The organism is Rhodanobacter sp. GW835-FHT13D09 (assembly GCF_058793995.1).
Window position 1 is genome coordinate 69,768 of sequence record NZ_JBXAGL010000002.1, and the last position, 24,132, is coordinate 93,899.

16 protein-coding genes are annotated in these 24,132 nt (G+C 68.1%); 6 read left to right on the forward strand and 10 right to left on the reverse strand.

Translation table 11 applies throughout. The features are described from left to right. The first annotated feature begins 42 nt into the window (after positions 1-42). From trpE to AC1Q5A_RS03180, 4 genes are all read left to right on the forward strand, one after another. Positions 43-1,518, forward strand: a complete 1,476-nt coding sequence (gene trpE, locus AC1Q5A_RS03165) for an anthranilate synthase component I (RefSeq protein ID WP_492698246.1) — start codon at positions 43-45, stop codon at positions 1,516-1,518. 233 nt (positions 1,519-1,751) lie between these two features. Then, positions 1,752-3,383 carry an efflux transporter outer membrane subunit gene (locus AC1Q5A_RS03170; RefSeq protein ID WP_492698248.1) on the forward strand — a complete coding sequence of 544 codons (1,632 nt, stop codon included), beginning with the start codon at positions 1,752-1,754 and terminating at the stop codon, positions 3,381-3,383. A gap of 22 nt (positions 3,384-3,405) precedes the next feature. Continuing rightward, on the forward strand, positions 3,406-4,548 hold the full coding sequence (locus AC1Q5A_RS03175) for an efflux RND transporter periplasmic adaptor subunit (protein ID WP_492698250.1): 1,143 nt from the start codon (positions 3,406-3,408) through the stop codon (positions 4,546-4,548). Further along, positions 4,545-7,664: an efflux RND transporter permease subunit gene (locus tag AC1Q5A_RS03180; protein WP_492698252.1), complete on the forward strand. Its 3,120-nt coding sequence runs from the start codon at positions 4,545-4,547 to the stop codon at positions 7,662-7,664. Before AC1Q5A_RS03175 ends, AC1Q5A_RS03180 begins: the two co-directional genes overlap by 4 nt. 280 nt (positions 7,665-7,944) lie before the next feature. On the opposite strand, the gene AC1Q5A_RS03185 is transcribed toward AC1Q5A_RS03180, so the two are convergent. Genes AC1Q5A_RS03185 through AC1Q5A_RS03205 form a run of 5 tightly spaced genes read right to left on the reverse strand, consistent with a single transcriptional unit; the run spans position 7,945 to position 14,398 of the window. Beyond that, positions 7,945-8,934, reverse strand: coding sequence for an N-acetylglucosamine kinase (locus AC1Q5A_RS03185; RefSeq protein ID WP_492698254.1), 990 nt, complete (start codon positions 8,932-8,934; stop codon positions 7,945-7,947). After that, positions 8,931-10,091, reverse strand: a complete 1,161-nt coding sequence (locus AC1Q5A_RS03190; protein WP_492698256.1) for an SIS domain-containing protein — start codon at positions 10,089-10,091, stop codon at positions 8,931-8,933. The genes AC1Q5A_RS03185 and AC1Q5A_RS03190 overlap by 4 nt, the downstream gene beginning before the upstream one ends. Beyond that, positions 10,078-11,367, reverse strand: a complete 1,290-nt coding sequence (locus AC1Q5A_RS03195; protein ID WP_492698259.1) for a D-tagatose-bisphosphate aldolase, class II, non-catalytic subunit — start codon at positions 11,365-11,367, stop codon at positions 10,078-10,080. Before AC1Q5A_RS03195 ends, AC1Q5A_RS03190 begins: the two co-directional genes overlap by 14 nt. Continuing rightward, the gene (locus tag AC1Q5A_RS03200; RefSeq protein WP_492698261.1) at positions 11,310-12,314 is read right to left on the reverse strand and encodes an EamA family transporter; all 1,005 of its coding nucleotides are present in this window, start codon (positions 12,312-12,314) and stop codon (positions 11,310-11,312) included. The genes AC1Q5A_RS03195 and AC1Q5A_RS03200 overlap by 58 nt, the downstream gene beginning before the upstream one ends. Continuing rightward, positions 12,311-14,398: a glycoside hydrolase family 36 protein gene (locus AC1Q5A_RS03205; protein ID WP_492698263.1), complete on the reverse strand. Its 2,088-nt coding sequence runs from the start codon at positions 14,396-14,398 to the stop codon at positions 12,311-12,313. Before AC1Q5A_RS03205 ends, AC1Q5A_RS03200 begins: the two co-directional genes overlap by 4 nt. A gap of 263 nt (positions 14,399-14,661) precedes the next feature. On the opposite strand from AC1Q5A_RS03205, the gene AC1Q5A_RS03210 reads away from it, so the two are divergent. Then, entirely contained in the window at positions 14,662-15,669 is a 1,008-nt protein-coding gene (locus AC1Q5A_RS03210) for an amidohydrolase family protein (RefSeq protein WP_492698265.1), read from the forward strand. Between the two features lie 83 nt (positions 15,670-15,752). On the opposite strand, the gene AC1Q5A_RS03215 is transcribed toward AC1Q5A_RS03210, so the two are convergent. Next, positions 15,753-16,529, reverse strand: coding sequence for a DeoR/GlpR family DNA-binding transcription regulator (locus AC1Q5A_RS03215; RefSeq protein WP_492698267.1), 777 nt, complete (start codon positions 16,527-16,529; stop codon positions 15,753-15,755). Between the two features lie 209 nt (positions 16,530-16,738). On the opposite strand from AC1Q5A_RS03215, the gene AC1Q5A_RS03220 reads away from it, so the two are divergent. Beyond that, on the forward strand, positions 16,739-19,552 hold the full coding sequence (locus AC1Q5A_RS03220; protein WP_492698269.1) for a TonB-dependent receptor: 2,814 nt from the start codon (positions 16,739-16,741) through the stop codon (positions 19,550-19,552). A 202-nt stretch (positions 19,553-19,754) separates the two neighbouring features. Here AC1Q5A_RS03220 and AC1Q5A_RS03225 read toward each other — a convergent pair whose 3' ends face one another. The 4 genes from AC1Q5A_RS03225 to AC1Q5A_RS03240 all read right to left on the reverse strand — a co-directional run bounded on the left by AC1Q5A_RS03225 (position 19,755) and on the right by AC1Q5A_RS03240 (position 24,125). Then, positions 19,755-20,519 carry an N-acetylmuramoyl-L-alanine amidase gene (locus tag AC1Q5A_RS03225; protein ID WP_492698271.1) on the reverse strand — a complete coding sequence of 255 codons (765 nt, stop codon included), beginning with the start codon at positions 20,517-20,519 and terminating at the stop codon, positions 19,755-19,757. Positions 20,520-20,551: 32 nt separating this feature from the next. Continuing rightward, on the reverse strand, positions 20,552-21,607 hold the full coding sequence (locus AC1Q5A_RS03230; protein WP_492698273.1) for a serine hydrolase domain-containing protein: 1,056 nt from the start codon (positions 21,605-21,607) through the stop codon (positions 20,552-20,554). 152 nt (positions 21,608-21,759) lie between these two features. Beyond that, a complete protein-coding gene (locus tag AC1Q5A_RS03235) occupies positions 21,760-22,578 on the reverse strand; it encodes a M15 family metallopeptidase (RefSeq protein WP_492698275.1) in 819 nt (272 codons plus the stop codon). Next, positions 22,575-24,125: a serine hydrolase gene (locus AC1Q5A_RS03240; protein WP_492699039.1), complete on the reverse strand. Its 1,551-nt coding sequence runs from the start codon at positions 24,123-24,125 to the stop codon at positions 22,575-22,577. Before AC1Q5A_RS03240 ends, AC1Q5A_RS03235 begins: the two co-directional genes overlap by 4 nt. Positions 24,126-24,132: the final 7 nt, after the last annotated feature.

Below are 24,132 nucleotides of genomic sequence, written 5' to 3' on the forward strand. Positions count from 1 at the left end.
GCTAAGGTGGGCGACTTCCGCTGCCGCCCTGATCCCGACGCCGTGATCTCCCGAGACGAATTCGACGCGCTGGTTGCCCAGGGGCATACGCGCATCCCGCTGGTGCGCGAGGTGTTCTCCGACCTCGACACGCCGCTGTCGGTGTACCTGAAGCTGGCCGACGGGCCGTACACCTTCCTGTTCGAGTCGGTCGAGGGCGGCGCCACCTGGGGACGCTATTCGATCATCGGGCTGCCGGCGAAACGGGTGTACCGCCTGCGCGGGCATGAGCTGGAAGTGGAAGACGCCGGCGAGGTCACCGCGCGCCGGCATCTCGATGACCCGCTGGCGGAGATCGAGAAGCTGCGCGCGCAGTACGACGTGCCGCGGCTGCCGCAGCTGCCCGCGTTCTCCGGCGGCCTGGTCGGCTACTTCGGTTTCGAGACGATCGGCTACATCGAGCCGCGCCTGGCGCAGTGGGATCGCGCCGACGAACTGGGCACACCCGACGTGCTCCTGATGCTGGCCGAGGAAGTGGCGGTATTCGACAACCTCAAGGGCCGGCTGTACCTGATCGTGCATGCGGACCCCGCGCAGCCGCAGGCGTATGCCGCCGCGCAGCGCCGGCTCGACGCGCTGGTCTACCGGCTGCGCCAGGGTGGGGCCTCCTACCCGCAGCTCACCCAGTCGACCGCGCTGGACGAGGGCGACTTCAAGTCCTCGTTCACCAGGGACGAGTTCGAGGCGATGGTGGAGAAGGCGAAGGAATACATCCGCGCCGGCGACATCTTCCAGGTGGTGCCTTCGCAGCGGCTCAGCGTCGGCTTCAACGCGCGGCCGGTGGATGTGTACCGCGCGCTGCGCGCGCTGAACCCGTCGCCGTACATGTACTTCGTCGACCTGGGCGAAACGCAGATCGTGGGCTCCTCGCCGGAAATCCTGGCGCGTCTCAAGGACGGCAAGGTGGTGGTGCGTCCGCTCGCCGGCACGCGCCGGCGCGGCGCCACGGAAGCGGAAGACCAGGCGCTGGAAGCCGAGCTGCTGGCCGACCCGAAGGAGCGCGCCGAGCACGTGATGCTGATCGACCTCGGCCGCAACGACCTCGGCCGGATCAGCGAGACCGGCAGCGTGGAGGTGAGCGACTCGTTTGCGATCGAGCGCTACTCGCACGTGATGCACATCGTGTCGCAGGTGCAGGGCACGGTACGCGAAGGCTTGAGCTACATGGACGTGCTGAAGGCCACGTTCCCGGCCGGCACGCTCTCGGGCGCGCCGAAGGTGCGCGCGCTGGAGATCATCCAGGAACTGGAGCCGGCCAAGCGCAACATCTACGGCGGCGCGATCGGCTGGATCGGCTGGTGGGGCGATGCCGACACCGCCATCGCGATCCGCACCGCGGTGATCCATGGCGGCCGCCTGCACGTGCAGGCTGGCGCCGGCATCGTGTTCGACTCCGACCCCGCCGCCGAGTGGGAGGAAACGATGAACAAGGGCCGCGCGCTGTTCCGCGCGGTGGCGCAGGCGGCGAAGGGGCTGTAGGCGCACGGTCATCGTCGAAGGATTCGTCCGGCCGGCCATCCATTCGAACGGCGCGTCCATGCGCGGTTGTCCCGATGTCCGGGACGCAAGCTGACGACCCGCCGGCGCGTTGGATGCCATGGATGACCGCCCGTCGCCGAACGCAATTTCTTGCAGGGTTTCGCGGCGATGTTGGTACGTTATATCGTTGCGTCACCGTTCCTCTGGCCAAGACGCGCCCGCATGGACAACCCGTGGTTCGAGTGCTTGCCGGCACCGTCGACGTGATGGCCACGGTGATCGGGCGGCTGCGCTCGCTGCCATTTGCGACGCGATTGTCGCTGCGGCGGCTGCTTGCGGCTGCGGCCGTGCTGGGTCTTGCCGGGTGTGCGGTGGGGCCGGACTTTCAGCGGCCTGCAGCGCCCGCAGTCGGCCGCCTGACTGCCGCCCCGCTGCCGGCCAGCACCGCCAGTGCGGATGTCGTGGGTGGGCAGCCGCAGCGCTTCGTCCCGGGCGGCGACATACCCGCGCAGTGGTGGACACTGTTCCATTCCACCGAACTCAATGCGCTGATCGAACAATCGCTGGCGCACAACTCCGATCTGAAGGCCGCGCAGGCGGCGTTGGCGGTGGCGCACGAGAATGCCCGGGCGCAGCGCGGCGCCTACTACCCCGCCGTCGACGCCGGCTTCTCGGCCACCCGCCAGATGCAATCACAGCAGGTTGCACCCGGGCCGAACTATCCGGTGGTGCCCCAGGAGTATCTGTACAGCTTCTTCACTCCGCAGCTCCGCATTTCGTATGCGCCGGACCTGTTCGGCCTGAACCGGCGCACAGTGGAGTCGCTGGAGGCGCAGGAGCAGTCCGTGCGTTTCCAGATGATCGCCGCCCGCATCACGCTGAGTACCAACGTGGTGGCGGCGGCCGTTCAGCAGGCTTCGTTGCGGGCGCAGATCGCCGCGACCCGCGAGCTGATCGCGATCGACTCGAAAATGGTGGGCATCCTGCGCTACCAGCTGGCCAAGGGGTATGCAAGCCGGCTCGATCTCGCCGCGCAGGAGTCGCAACTGGCTCAGCTGCAGGCCACGCTGCCGCCGTTGCTGACCCGGCTGGATCAGCAGAACGATTTGCTGGCGGTGCTGGCCGGGCGGTTGCCCAGCGAGGCACCGGCGCAGGCGTTCGATCTGGCCAGCCTGCACTTGCCACAGCAACTGCCGCTGAGCCTGCCGTCCAAGCTGGTGGCACAGCGTCCGGACGTGCGCCAGGCCGAAGCGAGCATGCATGCGGCCAGCGCCAATATCGGCGTGGCCATCGCGAATCGGTTGCCGAATATTTCATTGACCGCGAACGCGGGCAGCACCGCGGTGGCGATCGGCCAGGTGTTCAAGACCGGTACGGGCTTCTGGGGCATCGGTGCCGATATCGCCGCGCCGATTTTTCACGGCGGCAGCCTGCTGCACCAGGAACGCGCCGCCAGGGCGGCCTACGTGCAGGCGTCCGAACAATACCGCAGCACGGTGTTGACGGCGTTCCAGAATGTGGCCGATACGCTGGCCGCGCTGCAGCACGACGCCGAAGGCCTGCAGGCGGCCAGCAGCGCCGCCCAGGCGGCGAAGCTCACCCTGGATCTGGCGCAGCGGCAGTACAAGGACGGCTATGCCGGCTACCTTTCGCTGCTCGGCGCCGAGCAGGGCTATCAGCAGGCTCGCATCGCGCTGGTACAGGCGCAGGCCAGCCGTTACGCCGACACCGCCGCGCTGTTCCAGGCGCTGGGCGGCGGCTGGTGGAACGTCGCGGACGACGCGCAGGCCGACGCCGCACCGATGCAGCCGCGCCCCTCCGATCCGGATCACCCCAAGGCAGACCGGGACAGCGATGAAAAGTAGATCATCTTTGGCGCCGGGCCTGATGCCATGGCGTCCTGCGGCGTTCGTGCTCGCGCTCGGCGCGTTGCTTGGTGCGGCCGGCTGTTCCTCCAGGCCCGAAGCGCAGCACGCTACGGTGTCCGACACGCCGCAGAACGTGATGATGACGCCGGCGCAGCGCCAGCGCATCCATCTGTTCACCGTCGCGCCGGCCAGCTTCCATCGTGCGATCGAGACCACCGGCGTGGTGGATTTCGACAACGACCAGGCGACCAGCGTGCTGGCCCCGTTCTCCGGACCGGTGTCGCGGCTGCTGGTGGCGCCGGGCGACCAGGTGCGCCAGGGCCAGCCGCTGGCGCTGGTGGACTCGCCGGACTTCTCGGCCGCGATCGGGGCCTATCGCAAGGCCCTGGCCAGTGCGCGGAACACACGCCGGCTGGCCGATATCGACAAGGATCTGGTGCAGCACGAAGGCGTCTCGCGGCGCGAGGCCGAACAGGCGCAGACCGACGCCGCCAGCGCCGAAGCCGATCGGGACGCCGCACTGCAGGCGCTGGTGGCGCTGCATGTCGATGCCGGCACGATCAAGGCGATCCAGTCCGGCGGCGCGGTGGCGCGCGTGCAGGGCATCATCCGCGCGCCGGTCGCCGGCACTGTGGTGGAAAAGCTGATCACCCCCGGCCAGCTGCTGCAGGCGGGCACCACGCCCTGCTTCACCGTGGCCGACCTGTCGAAGGTGTGGGTGATGGCTCAGGTGTCGGCGGCGGAACTTGCCGGGATCAAGGTCGGCGATCCGGCACAGGTCGACGCCGGCGCGCCGGGGACGGCGCTGGCGGGCGTGGTGGACAACATCGCCGCGGTGGTGAACCCCGATACCCGCGCGGTCGCCGCGCGCATCGTGGTCCGCAACCCGGAGGGCGCGCTGCGCAAGCAGATGTACGTGCGCGTGCGGATCCAGTCGCGTCAGGCCGGCGAGGGCTTGCTGATCCCGGCGTCGGCTCTGCTGCGCGACGACGAGAACCTGCCGTTCGTCTACCTCGTCCAGCATGACGGCAGCTTTGCGCGCCGGCACGTCACGGCTGCTCCGCGCACGGGCGACGACTACCTGGTCAGCGAAGGCCTCAAACCGGGCGACCGGATCGTGGTCGACGGCGCCATCTTCGTGCAGTTCATGCAAAACCAATGAGCGAACAGCTGCCGCCCATGCCGTCACGCGCGGCGTCGCTGATGAACCGGCTCGTCGGTGCCTCGCTGGCGCAACGTTTCCTGATCGCCCTGCTGGTGCTGGTGCTGATCGGCGCCGGCGTGCATGCGCTGCATCGCCTGCCGGTGGACGCCTATCCCGACCTGTCGCCGCCCAGCGTCCAGCTCGTCACGCAGTGGCCGGGGCATACCGCCGAGGAAGTGGAGCGACTCATCACGGTGCCGGCCGAGCGGGGCATGACCGGCATTCCCAGGACCGACAACGTCCGCTCGATCTCGCTGTACGGCCTGTCGGTAGTCACGCTGACCTTCGACATCGGCACCGACAACTATTTCGCGCGCCAGCAGGTGTTCAACCGGCTCGGCGACCTGGCCCTGCCCGACGGGGTGAAGCCGTCGGTGTCGCCGCTGTCGTCGCCGTCCGGGCTGATCTATCGCTACGTGCTGCAAAGCTCCGACCGCTCGCCGATGGAACTGAAGACCTTCGAGGACTGGGTGGTGGAGCCGCAGTACCGCACCGTGGCGGGCGTGGCCGACGATTCGGGCTTCGGCGGCGGCAGCATGCAGTACCAGGTGCTGCTGGATCCGGCGAAGATCGCCGGGGTCGGGCTCACCGCGCAGCAGGTCAAGGCTGCGCTGGCCGCCAACAACAGCAACGCCGGCGGCGGCTTCTACTCGCAGGGCGGCCAGTTCTACTACGTACGCGGCGTCGGCCGGCTGCGGTCGCTGGAGGACATCGGCAACGCGGTGCTGGCGGTGCACGACGGCAGTCCGGTGCTGGTCAAGGACGTGGGGCGGGTGGTCATCGGCATTGCGCCGCGGCTGGGCCAGTTCGGTTTCGAGAAGCAGGACGACGCGGTCGAGGGCGTGATCTCGCTGCGTACCGGCGAGAAGACCCAGGACGTGCTGAAGCGGGTCGAGGCGAAGACGCAGGAACTCAACGAACAGATCCTGCCGAAGGACATCAAGGTTCACCCGTTCTACGACCGCAGCGACCTGGTCGCGGTGACCACCGACGTGGTCAGGGACAACCTGCTGCGCGGCATGCTGCTGGTGGTGGTGGTGCTGATCTTCTTCCTGTACGACGTGCGTGCCGGGCTGATCGTGGCGGTCACCATCCCGCTGTCGCTGCTGGTCGCCTTCATCGGCCTGGATCTGCAGGGCGCCTCGGCCAATCTGCTGTCGATCGGTGCGGTGGATTTCGGCATCCTGGTCGATGCGGGGGTGGTGATGGTGGAGAACATCCATCGCCAGCTCGCCGATCGCGAGGGAACGAAGTTCAACGTCATCGAGGTGATCCGCGACGCCGCCGCGGAAGTCGATCGTCCGCTGTTCTATGCGGTGGCGGTGATCGTGGTCAGCTTTTTGCCGATCTATGTGCTGTCCGGCCCATCGGGCGTATTGTTCAAGCCGATGGCGGACACCATGGTGTTCGCGCTGATCGGTTCGCTGGCGGTCACCCTGACCCTGTTGCCGGTGCTGTGTTCGTGGTTCATGCGCAAGGGCGTGCGCGAGCGGCGCAACCGCGCGTTCGAGGCGATCAAGGCGGTCTACATCAGGGGGCTGGATTTCTGCCTGGCCCGCGCATGGGCGACCACGCTCGCCTCGGCGGCGCTGCTGGGCCTCTCGCTGTTGCTGATCCCGCGCATCGGAGCGGAGTTCATGCCGCACCTGGACGAAGGTGCGCTGTGGGTGCGCGCGACCATGCCGTACACCATCTCGTTCGACGAATCGGCGAAGATCGCGCCGCAGATCCGCGCCATCCTGCGCTCGTTCCCACAGGTCACCACGGTTGCCTCGGAGCTGGGTCGGCCCGACGACGGCACCGACTCCACCGGCTTCTTCAACGTCGAGTTCTACGTCGGCCTGAAACCGTATGCGCAGTGGAAGGGTGCGTACCGCGACAAGGCCGAACTGATCGCGGCGATCAACCGCAAGCTGCAGGTCTTTCCCGGCATCACCTTCAACTACACCCAGCCCGCCGAGGACGCGGTGGACGAGGCCGAGACCGGCCTGAAGAGCGCACTGGCGGTGAAGGTGTTCGGTGCGGACCTGGACACGCTGCAGCTGAAGGGCAAGGCGATCAAGCACGTGCTGGAACAGGTGCGCGGCATCCGTGATGTGACCCTGGTGCAGGAGCTGGGCCAGCCGAGCCTCGCCATCACGATCAACCGCGCCGCGATCGCCCGCTATGGCCTGAACGTGGACGACATCAACGGCCTGATCCAGACCGCGATCGGCGGCGACGTGGCGACCCAGGTGATCCAGGGCGAGAAGCAGTTCGACCTGGTCGTGCGCCTGGATCGCCCGTACCGCGACAACCCCGAGGAAATCGGCAACATCCTGGTGGCCACGCCGGGCGGCCAGCAGCTGCCACTGAAGGAGTTCGCCGATATCCGGGTGACCACCGGCGCGTCCTTCATCTACCGGCAGAACAACTCGCGCTACATCGGCGTGCAGTTCTCGGTGGAAGGGCGCGACCTTGCCGGCGCGGTGGAGGATGCGATCGCCCAGGTCAATGCGAAGGTGAAGCTGGCGCGCGGCTACCGGCTGGACTGGGGCGGCGAATACAAGGAATACACCGCCTCGCGCGCGCAGCTCAACCTGGTCGTGCCGCTGACGGTGGGGCTGATCTTCCTGCTGCTGTTCACCCTGTACAGCAACTTCAAATTCCCCTTCATCACCGTGCTCGGTGTGGTGCTGTCGGCACCGGCCGGCGGCATCATCGCGTTGTGGCTGACCGACACGCCGTTCTCGGTGTCGTCAGGCATCGGCTTCCTCGCGCTGTTCGGCGTCTCGGTGCAGACCGCCGTGGTGTACATCTCCTACGTCAACGACCTGCGCCGCAACGGCGTCGCCACGGCCGAGGCGATCCGCGAGGGTGCGATCCTGCGCCTGCGCCCGATCATGATGACCGCGCTGGTGGCGGCGCTCGGCCTGCTGCCGGCCGCGCTGGCGACGGGCGTGGGCACGGATACCCAGCGACCGTTCGCCCTGGTCATCGTCAGCGGCCTGTTCACCCGGCTGCTGATCAGCATCTTCCTGATGCCCGTGCTGTACGCGATCGTGGCGCGGCCGGACGACCGGCTGGAAGTGTGATTGCCGCAGACACGAACGTCCGGGCGGTCGTGCTACGGCATGCTCCTCGGTCCCTGGGGAGGGTGCCAGTGCGACGGGTAGCCGACCACGGCCAGCGTTATTGGCGTCGCGATGGTTCACGATGGCCACCTGTACGCGCGGACCGGTGCTGGCATCGTCCACGACCCCGACTCCACCGCCGAGTGAAATGAAACGATGGATAAGGGCCACGTGCTGTTGCGTGCGGTGGCGCAGGTGGCGAAGGGGTTGTAGTTCGGCGCCGGTTGGAACCGCGCAGCGATCAACCGCGGGGCATCGGGGGGGTGAAACCGGCAGCCATATACGCTTCGTGCACCGGAAGGTGCCCGAGTTTGGCTGCATAGAGTGCGCCGCCATAGTGAGGTGCGTGTCGCGGGAGCCGCATGTCGAAATGCGGGCTCGCTGCGGATAGCGCATCCCGCAGCGGTGTCAACAGAAGTTCGCCGGCGTTGAAAGCACCGCCGGAGTAGGAGACTGGCACGGGCTCATCCGGTTCAAATCGCAGCGCCAGCCGCAGCGTGGCGCAGATGAGGGCCAGCTCCTGACCGGCGTCACGGAAAATGTCCGCGGCCACAGCGTCGCCGGCTCGCGCGGCCGTGGCCACCTGGCACGACAACTGGGCCAGTTCGCCACGGGCGTAAGCGTTGCCGCCGTAGACGTGGGCGCAGATGTCCAGATCGTTGTCGAGCTGGAAGTGCGCGTTGAAGATGGTATGCAGCGGACCCTTGGGCAGGCGTCCGTCGCTCATGCGCGAGTAGGCGTTGAGTCCGCGCATGGCGATCCAGTAAGCCGAGCCTTCGTCGGAAAACGCTTCGCCCCAGCCGCCGACGCGCGCCGCAACGCCGCGGCGCTGGCCGTAGCCGATCGAGCCGGTACCCGCCACGATGTTGATGCCGTCGGCACAGGCCAGCGAGCCGGCCCAGCCGCAGACCATGTCGTTGTCGCAGGCGTAGCGGTGATGGCCCAGGACCGCCGCGGGACACGCTTGCAGCTGCGCCGTGGCGCGGCTGTCCTCGCCGTAGGCAGGCAGTCCGAAGAAGGCATAGCCGATGTCGGCCGGCGTCAGCTTGGCGGCGCCGAGCACTTCGGCCACGCCTTCGGCCAGGACGGCGCGCACGCCATCCAGGCCGACATGGGGGTGGTAAGTGGTGCCGAGCTGCGCCTCGCCCAGCAGGCGGCCGTCGCCATCGATCAGGGCGAAGCGCGTCTTCGTGCCGCCGCCGTCCACGCCGAGGTAGACCACCGGATTCATGCGTTCGACGCGTACAGGCGTACGCCCTGGACGACGCGGTTCACCACGCCCGCGGGGTTGGGGTTGTCGGGGTTCACGCCCATGGCGCGCGCGCGCAGGAAGGCATGGATCTGCGCGATGGCGACGTAGGGCCACAGCAGGTCCAGATCGACGGCGTCGGCCATCGCAGGCACCGCGATGGTGTCGGCGCCCGATGCCGCGCGCGGCTGTGCGGTCACCTCGACGATGCGTGCCGCGCACCCGTCGCGGCGCAGTTCGTCCACCAGGTCCAGGTCGTAGCGGCGGGTAAGCGCGTCGTTGGACACGAAGACCATCACCAGGGTGCGCTCGGTGATGAAGGTCTTGGGGCCGTGGCGGAAGCCCAGCGGCGAGTCGAAACATGTCGCCACCGCGCCGTTGGTCAATTCACCCAGTTTCAGCGATGCCTCGCGGGCCAGGCCCTGCAGTATGCCGCTGCCCAGATAGGCGACGCGGTCGTAGCGGCCAAGCGCCAGTTCGTGCAGCACCGGCAGCGATTCCCTGATGACCCGCCCGGTGGCGCCGGCGATGGCGCCGATGCGGCCATCCATCGCGCCGGCCGGCAGCAGTGCGGCCACCACGGCGTACATCATGCAGCTGAAACTGGATGTCATGGCGAAACCGGCATCGTGGGTCGCCGCCGGCATGAGCAGGGTCATGGCCTGGGCGGCCGGCGCGCTGCCCAGGGCACCCGCGGCATTGCAGATCACCACCAGGTGGCGCACCTCGCGCACCAGGGATTCGGCGAGTTGCACCGCGGCCAGGCTTTCGGGGCTGTTTCCGGAACGGCCGAAGGACACCAGCAGCAGCGGCTGCTCCGGTTCCAGGTACAGCTGCGGGGCGCACACGATGTCGGTGGTCGGCACTGCGTCCACGCGCGCGGCCAGCTGGCGGTCCAGCAGCGGCGCCACGCACTGGCCGATATAGGCCGAGCTGCCGGCGCCCGTCAGGATCACCCGCGCAGCGGGGTCGTCGGTCAGGGGGGCTGCCATGCCCCGGATCTTCGCATGCAGTCCGGCCACCAGTGCGTGGGTCTGCTGCAGCATCTGCGGTTGCTGCTCGATTTCGCGCGCGGTCCAGATCGCGCCGGTGGCGATCAGCTCGGCCTCGGTCAGGCCCAGGTGGTCAGTGGATGTCATGGGCATGGCATGCATGGTGGTAGTCGTCGAGTGCGGCACTGATGTGTGCCATGGTCAGGGACAGCGGATCGCGCGTGGCGATTCCGGTGCGCAGCGCGTGCAGCGCATTGGGGAGGAACTGGCTGATCAGCGGGATCGGCGGCGGGTCCGCGCGCAGGTTGTCGAACAGGTGTTGGCAGGCCTGCTCGATCGCCGGCTCGGGCCAGTAGTAGCGGATGCGGTCGCTGAGGCTGTACTGCAGGTCCACGGCCAGTGCACGGCCCCGGCTGTGGTAGTAGCGCCGCCAATGGCCGGGCTGGTCGCGCATGCGCGCCAGCACCACCTCGCGCAGGCGGGCCCGGCGGGAGTCCTCGATCCACTCCCGCTCGATCGCGTCCAGCGCCCACAGCGCCTCGCGCAAGGCGAACGTCAGGCCGGGCCCGACCTTGAGGATGGCGAAATGGTCGCGCACCAGTGCGCTCAGCGCGTCGCGGGTCTGGTAGTCGGTCGAGTGCGCCTCGAACACCATGCCCGGCACGTCGGCGATGGCGTGGCTCAGCCCGCGCGCTTCCGGCGGCTGGTAGTCCGCCACGCAGTGGTGGTCGAACTCCACGCCCGGTTGCACCACGGAGGCGATCACCCTCTGCCAGGCCGCTTCCAGCCCGGCAGCCAGGAACGCCTGCCGGTGCGCCTCGATCGTGGCCAGCGCGGCCTGTGACGTGGTCACCGCCAGGCCCTCGATGGCCTCGGTGGCGCCGCCGGGCACCGGCACCTCGGTGCCGATCACGTACACCGGCGCCTCGCCGCCGGCCCGGGCATGGGCGGCCTCGGCCGCCCGGCACAGGCGCACCGCGCGGCGCACGATCTCGGTTTCCGGCAGCGGCTCGGGGTCGCCGCTGCAGGCCATCGAGCAGTCCAGGTGGATCTTGCGGAAGCCGGCCGCGACGTAGGCGGCCACCATCGTCTCGGCCTTGTCCATCGCTGCGGACGCGTCCAGCGACGTCCACGGGTTGGGGCCCAGGTGGTCGCCGCCCAGTGCGATGCGCGCATGCTCGAAGCCGACGCGATCGGCGATGGCGTGGACGAAGGCGACGAAGTCGGCCGGCGTCATCCCGGTGTAGCCGCCGTCCTGGTTGACCTGGTTGCAGGTCGCTTCGAACAGCACGAACGCCTGCCCGGTGCGCTGGGCGTGGCGCAGGCTGGCTTCGATGACGACGGGATGCGCCGAACAGATCGAGGTCACGCCGCTGGCGTGCCCTTGCCGGTGTCGCGCGATGAGGTCGAGCAGGACATGCATGGGAGGGGAGTCCGTTCGGGGGAGGGGGAAGGGGAGGGCGGATCGCGCTCGGGCTCGAGCACCAGCAGCAGCGAGGCGACCAGGGCCATGACCAGGCCGACCATCTTCAGCGGGCCCGGTACGACGCCGGCGAAGATCAACGACAGCACGGCGGTCACCAGTGGCGCGCCGGCGTTGGTCAGCGGCGCGACGATGATCGCCTTGCCGTGGCGGAAGGCGTAGACCAGGGTCAGCGCGCCGATGGCGTTGAGCAGCTGGATCGCGGCGGTCATCCACGGCCCGTCGGGGCCGGTGTTGATCGGCTGCGTCCAGTCGGTCATGGCCAGTGCCACCGGCGCCAGCAGCAGCGCGCCCACGGTCATGTAGAAGAAGATGCTCTCGGCGCGCACCGTGTGGTTGGCCAGGCGCATGAAATAGGCCTGCACGCCCCAGGCCAGCATGATCAGCAGCGACTGCAGGAACCAGCCGAGGCTACCGCTCGCGCCGCGGCCGAAGGACAGGTCCAGCATCGGCAGTGCCATCAGTGCCAGCACGATGCCCAGCGTACCCATCCGGCCCGTGCGTTCGCGCAGGAACAGGTAGGACAGCGCAATGGTGACCACCGGCGACAGCGAGATGATCGGGAACACGAAGTAGGCCGGGCCGATGGTCAGCGTGTGGAACAGCAGCATCTGCCCGCCCGCGCCGAGCAGGCCGATGGCCATGCCGTATGCGACCGCGCGCGGCGAATGCTCCAGCGCCCAGCCGCCGCGCCACAGGATGAACAGCGCCGGCGGGATCATGGTCAGCGCCCACACGCAGTACACCAGTGTCTCGGGGAAGCCGTGCGCGGACGACAGCGGCGACAGCGCGCCCCACACGCCCCACAGCGCGACGGTGGTGATGGCGAAGGCCAGCCAGGGGCGGCGGCGCGGCGCGGCGCCGGTGCTGGTCGCTGCGATGCTCATGCCTGTGCCGCCAGTGGCGTGGCCTGCAGCAGCACGAAGCGCTTGAACGCCACGTGCAGCGTCGCGTCGCCGGCATCCACCTCGCCCAGGTCGACCTCGTTGAACAGGTCGTGCACGCGATGGCGGCCGGCGCGCAGCCCGCGCAACTGCAGCGTGCCGTCGAAGCTGTCCGCGTAGAAGGCGTAGTACATCGTTCCGTCCTTGGCGATGGCGTGCGCCTCGGGGCGGTCGAAGCCGATGTCGTACAGCGTGCCCAGGTATTCGCCCTTGGGCAGCATGTGCCGCTGGTACAGCGCCACCCACTTGCGCCAGAGCGCCTCCTTTTCGGCGGTGAGCCGGTAGCCGCCCGGCGGCAGGGGCTGGGCGGGATGGTCGGTGTCCTTCGGCCAGGTGAACTTGGACGAGGCCACCGCGCCGATGCCGACGGTGGAGGCGAAATCGTCGCCGTGGTCGGACAGTTCCACGTGGTCGCCGGCGTAGCTGCTGCGGGACGCCATCAGTGCCTTCATCGTCTTGCCCTTGCTGCGCACCTGCCACGAGGACAAGGGATCGGACGCCGGGTACTGGTCGGTGGCCGGCAGGTTGTGGAAGGCGAAGACGGTGCCGCAGGGGCACAGCTCGACCACCGCCTGCGGGTTGGCTTCGTGTACGGCCTTGTGGATGTCGCGCCAGAACGCGGCCAGGCCCTCGACGGATTCCTCGGGGCGGGCATGCTTGTGCGCGGGGTTGTAGCATGGCGCCACGGCGTTGAGGTGCTGGCCGTCGAACTTGATGCCCTCGAAACCCCAGTCGCCGATGATCTTCTTCACCAGCGCCACGTAGTAGTCGACGGTGGGCCGGTAGGCCGGGCATTGGGTCAGCGCGTTCCACCAGGTGATGGTCTGGAAGGCGCCGTTCCTGTCCAGCAGCAGCATGTCCGCGTGGTCGTGCAGCACGTCACTGCCCGGGTCGGCCGCCAGCGGCGCCAGCCACAGGCGCGGATGCATGCCCTGGTTGCGCACCGTCGCCGTGAAGGCGCGCATGTCGGCTTCGCCGCGGGGGAACTTGCGCGTGTCGACCCGCCAGTCGCCCTCGTTGGTCTGCCAGCCGTCGTCCAGCACCACCCATCCGAAACCCAGTTCGCGGGCCTTGGGCACGGTGTCCAGGATCTGCCTGACGCTGAAGTCGCGCTCGTAGCCCCACGTGCACCAGACCGGCGCGAAGGCCGAGGCGGGCGCCTCCGGCGCCACGAGGCCCTCGGCCTGCATGTACTGCCGGTACTGCTGCAGCGGCGCGAAGTGGTCGCCGGTGTGCACGGCCAGCCAGGTCCGCTCGGTCACCAGGGTCTGGCCGGGGGCCAGGGTGGAGGCTTGCGGCGACTCGACCGCGAGCCACGCGCCGCCGGCGGTCTTGCGCACTGGCAGATCCAGCTGGCGCGCCACCGGTTCGACGTGGCCGACGGCCAGGCCGACGTCGCGCCGCCAGATGTTCGCCATCGGGATGCCGCCGCCATAGTCGGACGAATCCATGCCCAGTGTGTTGCGCTGGTCGAACCCGGCGCCCAGCGGCCGCACCCAGTCGTGGCGGTCGGTGTGCGTCGCGCCGGCGAAGCTCCAGAATCCGCCGGGCTCATCGGCCAGTTCGTGCGCGGCGTTGCGCCAGCCGGCAACCTGCAGTACCGCGTCGCCGCGGTTGCGGTAGCGGGTCTGCAGCACGGCCATGCCCGGCAGCTGGTCGAAGAACGTCACCGCCACTTCCTTCTCGATGCGGCCGGCCAGGCCGGTTGCGATCGACTGATGGCCCGGGCCGTGGCGTGCGTCGGTGATCGGCTGCTCGCGGTGGCCGGCCAAGACGAAGTCCTCGACCGCGCCGTCGGCCAGCAGCAGGCTCTCGCTGGGCTGGTAGGGTGTCAGCGGCTTGCCGTGGGCCACCAGGCGGGTGTGCAGTTTGTGGTCGAAGGCGATCGCGAGCACCGAGTCCCGGACCACCGCGCTGTCGCTGCCGCCCTTGCTGCCGCTCTTGCCGGCACGGAACCGGGTGGTCAGCGCCTTCGGCAGGACTGCCCAGGCCGCGCCGCCTATCACGCTGCCAGCAACAAGCTTCAATACAGTGCGTCGTCCAATGGGGGGCATGGCGGGGTCCAGCCGAGGGGTTGTTCCGATTCTGCGTCAGTCTTGGGTATTGATGCAAGCGTTTCGTTTCGATATGGTGCGGTATAGTTTCGTTATACATTCATGGTGATGCGATGAACAGAGTTATTCGCGGCATGATGATGGGCGCGCTCGCGTTGGCGGCTGCACTTTCCGTTGCTGCCGCTCCGCCTCCGCAGCGAGCGGCGGGCACTGTCGCTGTTTCGGACAGCTACTCCATGGCGGACTTCGCCCGCGTGCACAAGTTCGACGCCCACGTCCACGCCAACACGTCGGACCCGGCATTTCTCGAACAGGCGCGCGCGGACGGTTTCGAGTTGCTGTCGATCAACGTCGACTATCCCGACTTCTCCGGCCTGGCCCGTCAGCGCGAGATCGCCCTGGCCCTCGCAGCGAAGGATCCGGTGCATTTCCACTGGGCCACCACCTTCTCGATGAAGGGCTTCGGTACGCCGGGCTGGACCGAACGCGTCAACGCGGGCCTGGCCCGCGACGTGGCGAAGGGGGCGCTCGCAGTGAAGATCTGGAAGAACGTGGGCCTGGTGGAGAGGGATGCCAAAGGCAAGCTGATCATGCTCGACGATCCGCGCCTGGCGCCTGTGGCCGAGCGGATCCGCACGCTCGGCGTGGCCCTGATCGACCACCAGGGTGAGCCGCGCAACTGCTGGCTGCCGCTGGACCAGATGACCACCGACAACGACCGCGAGTATTTCCGCCACCATCCGGAGTACTACATGTACCTGCACCCGGACATGCCGGGCTACGAGGACTTGATGGCCGTGCGCGACCGCTTCGTGGCCGCGCATCCGAAGTTGCGCTTCGTCGGCGCGCACCTGGCCAGCCTGGAATACGACGTCGATCGCATCGCCGCGTTCCTCGACCGTTTCCCCAACGCGACCGTCGACATGGCCGCGCGCATGAGCCAGGTGCAGTACCAGTCGGTGCGGGACCGCGAAAAGGTGCGGAACTTCTTCATCCGTTACCAGGACCGCGTGCTGTACGGCACCGACCTGACCTTCGCGGCAAACGCCGACCCCGCTCAATTCAGGCGCGAGGCGCACGCCGTGTGGAGCTCCGACTGGCGCTATCTGGCCACCGGCGAAACCCAGCGGGTGGACATGATCCATGCCGATGTGCCGGGTCTTGCCCTGCCGCGCGCGGTGGTGGACAAGATCTACTACGCCAACGCCAGGCGCGTCTTCGCCGTGCCCAGGCCGGCCGATTGAGGATGGCGCCCAGGAGCGTGGGTGGCAGAAACACAAGCGGCTGCGGCTTTGCCTCGCCTGCCTGGTTTCTACCGCCCACGCTCCTAAGCCAGTTGCAGCTCGAAACCGAGCTGATGGCTGGCCTGGATGATCTCCTCCGTTGCACCCGTGTCCGTGATCAGCATGTTCAGCGCACTGACGGGAATGATGCGATGCAGGCAGATCTTGCCGAACTTCGAGCTGTCCGTGATGGCGATGACCTGGCGGGAGGCCTCCACCATCTTGCGGTTGAGCAATGCCTCGGGCTCGTAGTGGGTGGTGATGCCGCGCTCCAGGTCGAATCCGTCCACGCCGAGGAACAGCTTGTCCACGTGCAGCGCGTCCAGCGCCTCGACGGTCAGCCCCCCATAGAACGCCATGTTGCGGCGTCGCAGTTCGCCGCCGAGCATGACGAGCGTGATGCTGTGCTTGGGGGCGAGCGCGGTCAGCACGCCGAAATCGTTGGTGACCACGGTGACATCGATGTCCGGCAACGCTTCGGCCAGCTGGATGCCCGTGGTGCCCGAGTCGATGACGACCGTGTCGCCGGGCTTGATCAGCGCCGCGGCGCGTATGCCGATGCGGCGTTTTTCATCCAGGTGGGTGAATTTCGCCTCGTAGTTGGGTTCGGTCAGAACGCCACCCACCACGCCGCTGTCGATCGCCCCACCATAGGCCCGTGCCATGACCCCGCGTTCGGCCAGATAACGCAGGTCTTTGCGCACGGTCTGCGCGCTCACGCCGAAGCGGCGGGCAAGGCTGGCGACTTGGACGCTGCCGTGCTGGCGGACGAGTTCGCTGATCTGGAGGCGTCGTTGGCTGGTATCGCGGGTGGCGGCCATGGGGTTTCCTGCGGGTGTCCGTGATTATGCCGTATTTCGTTGTATTTCGCTATTGATGCGAAACGAAACATGATATAGGCTCGGTTTCGTTGTTTATGCACCAGGTCCGCCATCCAGCCCGGAGGAGAGAGCCAGTGAATGCCGCGCCCCTACACCGAAACACACTGTATTTTGGAGTTGTGCTTGCCCTGCTGATGCCTGCGACGGCCTTGTCCCAAACCACGTCGGGCAGCGTGCCCGCGGCCCAGGAATCGCAAACGCCGCAGTCCGATCAAACAACTCAGTCGCAGACGTCATCATCCGACGAAACGGCGAAGAAGCGGCGCAATGCGACCGAGCTGGGAACGGTGACGGTCACCGGCGTGCGCGGCAGCCTGGCACGCTCGACTGAACTGAAGCGTGACGCCGCCACCGTGCAGGATTCGATCAGCGCGCTCGAGCTGGGCAGGTTTCCCGACGACAACGTGGCCGACTCCCTCAGCCACATCACCGGCGTGGCCATCTCGCGCACGGCCGGCGGCGAAGGACAGAAGGTCAGCGTGCGCGGCCTCGGCCCGGACTACACGCTGACCACGTTCAACGGGCGCATCCTGGCCACCGATGGCGCCGGCCGCGACTTCGCTTTCGATGTATTGCCGGCCGACGTGATCAGCGGAGCCGACGTGATCAAGGGCGCCCAGGCCTCGCTGACCGAAGGGGCCATCGGCGGCCTGATCAACCTGCGTTCGGCCAGCCCGTTCGACCGGAAGGGCCAGCACGGCCTCGTGCGCCTGGAAGGCGACCGCAACCAGATGTCCGAACTCAACGGGCGCAAACTCTCGGCCACCTACAGCAACACCTTCTTCAACGACACCCTGGGCATACTGCTGGGCGTGGTCCATGCCAACCGCAAGGACCGCACCGACGTGGCCGGCAACGACGGCGGCTGGACGCGGAACCCGGACCCCAACGATCCCAACTGGTGGGGCAACGCCTGGGGCGGCAACATCGACCTCAACAATAACGGCGTACTGGACCCGAACGAGTACGGCCTGATCGCCCCGGGCCAGTTCCGCGTCGGCTCGATCATGGAGGACAAGAAGCGCCGCGCCTACTCCGGCAAGATCGAATGGCACCCCAGCGACGACGTGCGCATCGTGGTGGACGGGCTGAAGACCCGCCTGAACTCGCCACAGGTGTCCTACCAGCAGTCCTACTACCCGCTGTTCTCGCCGGGCCGCTGGTCCGACATCACCGTGCAGAACGGCATCGTCACCGGCTTCACCATGAACAACCCGGATCCGACCCTGCGGCTGAATCCGGAACTGCTGAACCAGACCCAGCACCGCGTGGTCGACACCGATCTCTACGGCATCAACGGCGAGTGGAAGGTCACGCCGGACCTGACCCTGACCGGCGACCTGTACCGCTCCACCTCAAGCCGCCATTCCGGTGGCCTGGACACCTACGTCGTCCTGCGCATGAACCAGCCCAACACGGCGCGCATCACGCTGGGTCCGAACGCGGTGCCCAATGTCGACGTCCGCTTCAACGACGGCCGCGACCTTGCCACCGGCCTCGCCAACAACCAGTTCACCGCGTCGGACTTCAATACCCACTACATGGAGCTGAGCGGCGACAACATCGACGACAAGATCACCGGCGGCACCGTGGCCGGCAAGCTGGTCGTTGGTCGCTGGGGCGTGGATCAGCTGCGCTTCGGCGTGACCCGGACCGATCGCAGGAAGTCGCGCGACCTGATCAACAATACCCTCAACGGCGGCGCCGACTACTACTCCGGGGACAACGCCATCAACGTGGCCGACCTGGGCGGTGGGGTGATCTCGCACAACTTCCACCTGCCGAACTTCATGAGCGACGTGGACAGCAACTTCCCACGCAGCTTCCTGGCCTTCGACGTGCCCAACTACCTGGCGCGGCTGCAGGCCTACAACGGCCACCTGCGCCCGGACGGCACCCCATACGACTACGCCATGGCCGCGCCCGCGTGGAATCCGCTGCAAAGCTACCGGGTCAGCGAAAAGACCAATGCCTTCTATCTGGAAGCCGACATGTCCGGCGACCGCTGGGACGGCGATATCGGCGCGCGCCTGGTCAAGACGCGCACCAGTGCCCAGGCCTGGGACGCCAAGATCCTCAGCATCACCGCGAACGGTCCATTCAACTACACGGCCAAGTACGCCGCCCCGACCCCGATCACCGAGGTCGCCAATTACACCTACCTGCTGCCGTCGGCGAATTTCACCTGGCACTTCACCGACGAACTGCAGCTGCGCGCGGGCGTCGCCAAGACCATGGCGCGTCCGGCGGTCGATACGCTGGCGCCGACCAACACCACCGCGAGCGTGTCGTGGGGCGAGTTCACCCAGGTCTATGGCGGCAACGTGCACCTGAAGCCCTACACCGCCACCCAGGGCGACCTGTCGCTGGAGTGGTACTTCGCGGAACACTCCATCGCCAACGTGGCCGTGTTCGAGAAGCGCATCAAGAACCAGATCACCACCAGCTTCGAGCCGGGCCAGGACATCGGCGTGCCGGGCTACCTGTTCAACGTCGTGCGCCCGATCAACGGCGACCACGCCAGGGTGCGCGGCCTCGAACTCGGCCTGCAGCATTTCTGGGAGAACGGCTTCGGCGTGCGGGCCCAGTACACCCGCAACCTGTCGCGCAGCTGGGTGGACGGCAAGGAGCGTCCGCTCGAGGGCATCGCCCCGGCGACCTACTCGCTGGGCGCGATGTACGAAAAGGGCAGATGGTCGCTGGGCGTGAATGCCGACCACACCGACGGCTTCGTCAAGGCGGTCAACGTGCTGGGCACCGGCTACAACGAACTGGCCGATTCGCTCACCTGGCTGACCGCGCACGTGTCCTACAAGGTCAACGACATGCTCAGCCTCACCCTCGACGGGCAGAACCTGCTGGACGACCCGCAGACCTACAGCATCAATGGCAATCCGCTGCTGTCGGATGGTTATTTCCGGTATGGCCGGTCCGTCAACCTGGGAGTGAACCTCCGGTTCTAGATCGGCGGGGAATTTTCCGGCCCGGGAGATTCCCGCTTGACTCAGGCGGCGCACGGCTTCCGTGTGTCCGCATGGGCGAGTTGCCGGGACGAGGTTGTCTGCTTTGGGGCACGCCGCCACGGGCAGCGCGGCAGCGCAGATGGTGGCAGCGTCATGCCGGCGCGCACCGCCTTGAAGTGCCCCGGGCGGATGCTCCGTTCGATCAGCCGCCGCCCACGATCTGCTGCGCCAGGTTGTACAGGATGCGCAGGTCCTCGTCGTCGAGCGCATCGCCTTCGATGCCGCGGAAGTGGTGGTGGAACGCGCGCACCGCGGCAGCGCGGTCCTCCAGCGGGTAGCCGACCACGGCCAGCGCCATCCATGGGTCGAAGCCGGCCGGCGGGTCGGCCAGCGTGCCCTGCGGCCATCGTCCGAAGCCGGCGTCGGCCAGGGTTTTCCAGGGAAACAGCGGGCCGGGATCGTCCTTGCGGCCGGGGGCGAGGTCCTCGTGGCCGATGATCTGCGTGCGCGGGATGCGCAGGCGCGCAGTGAGGTCGGCGAGCAGGCGCAGCAGGCTGTCGACCTGTGGCCGGGCGAACGGCGTGGCGCCGTCGTTGTCCAGCTCGATGCCGATCGAGGCGGAGTTGAGGTCGGTGATGGTGCCCCAACGTCCCGGGCCGGCCTGCCAGGCGCGCCACTGGTCGGGCACCAGCTGGTAGATGCGGCCGTCGGCGCCGACCAGGTAGTGCGCGCTGACCGGGCCGGTGCTGTTGGCGGTGCGCAGGGTGTGCAGACTCTCCTGCACCGAGTGCTGGTTGGTGAAGTGCAGCACGATCAGCACCGGCCGGCGGATGTCGTGGTTCGGCGACGGCACCCACGTCGCCAGCGGGTTGCGTGGCGGCAGCGGAGCGCAGGCGGCGAGCAGGGCGAGCAGGATCAGCAGGCCAGCGATGCGCAGAAGGCGGGGTGCAGGGAGTGTCGGGCACATAGCGGTGGGGTGAGCGAAAGTGATGGCAGCGGTCAATGCAGGTACGGCTGGGCAATCGCCAGCGCGGTGCGATACGGCTCCGGGTCGTTGCGGTTGCTGAGCAAAATCACCGTGAGGTGCTGCTTCGGCCAGCGCACGATCACGTTGCGGAAGCCGATGCTCTCGCCGGAGTGCCACAGCGTGTCGCCGGTGATGCGCCAGCCGTAGCCGTAGCCGGCCTGGTACGGCTCGCCGGTGACCTTCACGTGCGGGCTGAAGGCGAGCCGGCGCGAGGCGGCGCTGAGCAGGCGGTCGTCGTACAGCGCGGCGTCCCACTTCGCCAGGTCGTCGATCGAGGAATAGATGCCGCCGTCGCCGCGGGTGGCGCTGGTGACGCTCTGGTCGGTGCGCGTCCAGCGGCCGTGCTCCTCGCTGTAGCCGTAGGCGCGGTCCGCCACTTCCGGCCCCTTGCCGTGCTCGTAGAGCAGGGTGTGGTCCATGTGCAGCGGCTGGAAGATGCGCTGCTTGAGGTACGATGGCAGGCTCATGCCGGAGGCGCGTTCCACCACCAGGCCGAGCAGCACGTAGCCGGAGTTGCTGTAGCGGTACGCGCTGCCCGGCGCGAAATAGGTCTTCGGCGTGGCCGACAGTAGATGCAGCACGTCGTCGTCGCTGACCTGAGCGGTGGTGCCTGGCGGGATCAGGTCCTCGTAGTCGACCAGTCCGCCGGTGTGGGTGAGCAGCTCGCGCAAGGTGACGGTGGACGTTGTCTCCGGCAGCGAAGGCAGCCAGCGGCGCACCGGGTCGTCGAGGTCGAGCCGGCCACCCTCGGCCAGCAGCAGGATCGCCGCGGCGGTGAACTGTTTGCTCACCGAGGCGAGCCGGTAGTTGGTGGCCGGCGTGGCCTTGTCGCCCTCTTCGAGATTGGCCATGCCGTAGCCGCGGCGCACGATCGGCTTGCCGCCCTTGAGCACCAGCAGCGAGGCGCCGGGCACGTCGCCGGCGTATTTCTGCATCAACTGGTCGGCGTGGCGGATGGCGTCGGCGGTCGATGCGCCGGCGCTGCCGGCGACGAACAGTATCGAGACGAAGATCGTGGCGAGACGCATGGCAAGGCTCCGTGCGCTTGGGCTTGAGACCCTCTCCCGCCGGGAGAGGGGTTGGGGTGAGGGTGCGGGATCGCCGCGGCGCTCGGCTCCGCCCGGACCCTCTCCCCCGGCCCCTCTCCCACAGGGAGAGGGGAGTTTCGATGGGTGCGACGTCATTGCACCGGCACGTCGTAGAGCGTGTGCGGCGTGGGTTCGGGCGTGAAGGTGTAGTGCCACCATTCCATGGGATAGTTGCGGAAGCCCTCGCGCGCCATCGCATCGCGCAGCAGCAGCCGGTTCGTGTGCTGCGCGGCGGTGATGTCGGGCGCGTCGGTGTGGGCGCGCACATCGAAGAAGTCGAAGTCGGTGCCCATGTCCAGCGGCGTGCAACGCGTGCCGTCGGCGGCGCAGCGCTGCAGGGTGAGATCGGCGGTGGCGCCGCGGCTGTGGCCGGAGACCGGCGCGATGTAATCGCCGAGCAGTTTCGACTTGTCCAGGGTGGGGTAGTGCTGCGGCTTGGTGCGCTGGTCGTTGAGGTCGTGCGCCCAGCGCACGAAATGCGCTACCGCGCGGGCGGGTCGGTAGCAGTCCCAGATCTTCAGGCGCAGCTGCCGCGTGCGCAGTTCGTGCTCGACCCGTGCCAGCGCCTCGGCGACCGGGCGCAGCAGCAGGCACTTCGGTGCCAGGTAGCCATCGACCGGCGCGCCCACGAAGTTGTCGTGGCCGGCGTACTTGATGTCCTCGGCGATGTCCGGCACCAGCGTGCGGATGTCGACCAGGTTGGCCGCGGCGGCGGTCGTCGCCGGCGACAGGGCGGGCGGCTGATCCGCACGGGCGATGCCGCCGGCAGCGACGAGCCAGGCGAGCACGATTAGATACCAAGCTGTCGTAGGAGCCCGCTTGCGGGCGACGCTCCTGCTTTGCAGCCCCAAGGAAAGAGCATCGCCCGCAAGCGCGCTCCTGCCGGTAGTCATGGACGACGGGTTGGTCATGGATGGCATCTCCCCACGCGGTGGAAGTCGAGGTCTTCGTAGTCTGAACTGAAGTCGCCCAGCGGATCGAGCTTGGCCATGCGCAGGGCGATCGGCTGCTCGCCGGCGGCGGCACGGAAATCGAGCCAGGCGTCGATCTCGGCCGAGTCATCCCAGTGCACCAGGTAGCGACTGCCCAGGCGCATTATGGTGCCGGCCAGCGTCGGCGACTTCGCGGCGGCGAAATGCATCGTTCCATCGCGCGGGCACAGCGTGACGTCGCCGAACCACGGGTCGCGATACTGCCCGCTCCAGCGCGCCAGTTCGGCGACGCTGGCCGGCTGCTGGCGCGAGGTGCCCGGGGCGGACGCTGCCGCCGGCTTCTGTTTCGCCCGCTGCTCCAGCGCGTCGGCGTACCAGTCCACGCCGCGACGGTCGCCCGGCGCGGTGAAGTGCTTCATCAGCACTTCGCCGAGCACGGTGCGCGCGTCGCCGGCGTCGCCGTTGATCATGAACACGAAGCCGCTGCCGCGATCCGGCAGCAGGGCCAGCATCGAGTACATGCCGTTCAGCGTGCCGGTATGCCATACGCTCCACTGGCCATCGACGTCGGCCATGCGCCAGCCATAGCCGTAGGCCATCACGTGGGTGTGGTCCCACGTGCGGCGTTGCGCGGAGACCGGGATCAGCATGTGCGGCGCCTGCAGCACGTCGCGCTGCACCGGCGACAGCCACTGCAGCTGCGCGTGGGTAGGCGCCAGCCAGTTGCGCGCCCACGCCAGCATGTCGGTAAGGTCGCAGCGGATACCGCCGGCGGCCGCGGAGGTGATCGCGGGGATCGCTGCATCCTCGGGTATCGCCACGTTGCGGCCGCCGTCGCGGCGATGCGGCATGGCGACGTCGCCGACCGTGTCGCGGTTCCATGCGCCGACCTGGCAGCGGTCCAGCCCCAGCGGCGCGAACACCTCGCTGCGCATCAGCGTTTCGTACGGCGCGCCGCCCGCCGCCGCGGCCACTTCGCCGGCCACCACGTAGAGCAGGTTGTCGTACTGGTACTGCGAACGGAAGCTGTAGCCGGGCTTGATGAAGGCGAGGCCGTGGATGATGTCGGCGCGGGTGAACGCGTTCGGCTCCGGCCACAGCATCAGGTCGCCGCCGCCCTCGGGCAGGCCGCTGGAATGGGTGAGCAGGTCGGCCACGCGCATGTTCGCGGTCACCCAGGGATCGTGCATGCGGAACTGCGGCAGATACCTTGTCACCGGATCGTCCCAGCGCAGCTTGCCCTGGTCGACCAGCCGGCCGAGCAGCGCGGTGGTCATCGCCTTGCTGTTGGAGGCGATCTTGAACAGCGTGCTCGGAGTGATCGGCTGGCCCGAGCCGGCGACGGTCTCGCCGGCGGTGCGCACGTAGACGACCTGCCCGTTCTCGATCACGCCCACGGCGATGCCGGGCAGGTGATAGCGGGCGATCACCGCGTCGACGATGGGGTCATAGATGCGGTTGGCGGATCGGGCGCTGGCGCTAAACGGTGCGAGCAGGAGCAGAAGGGCAAGAGCACCCCACCCCAGCCCTCCC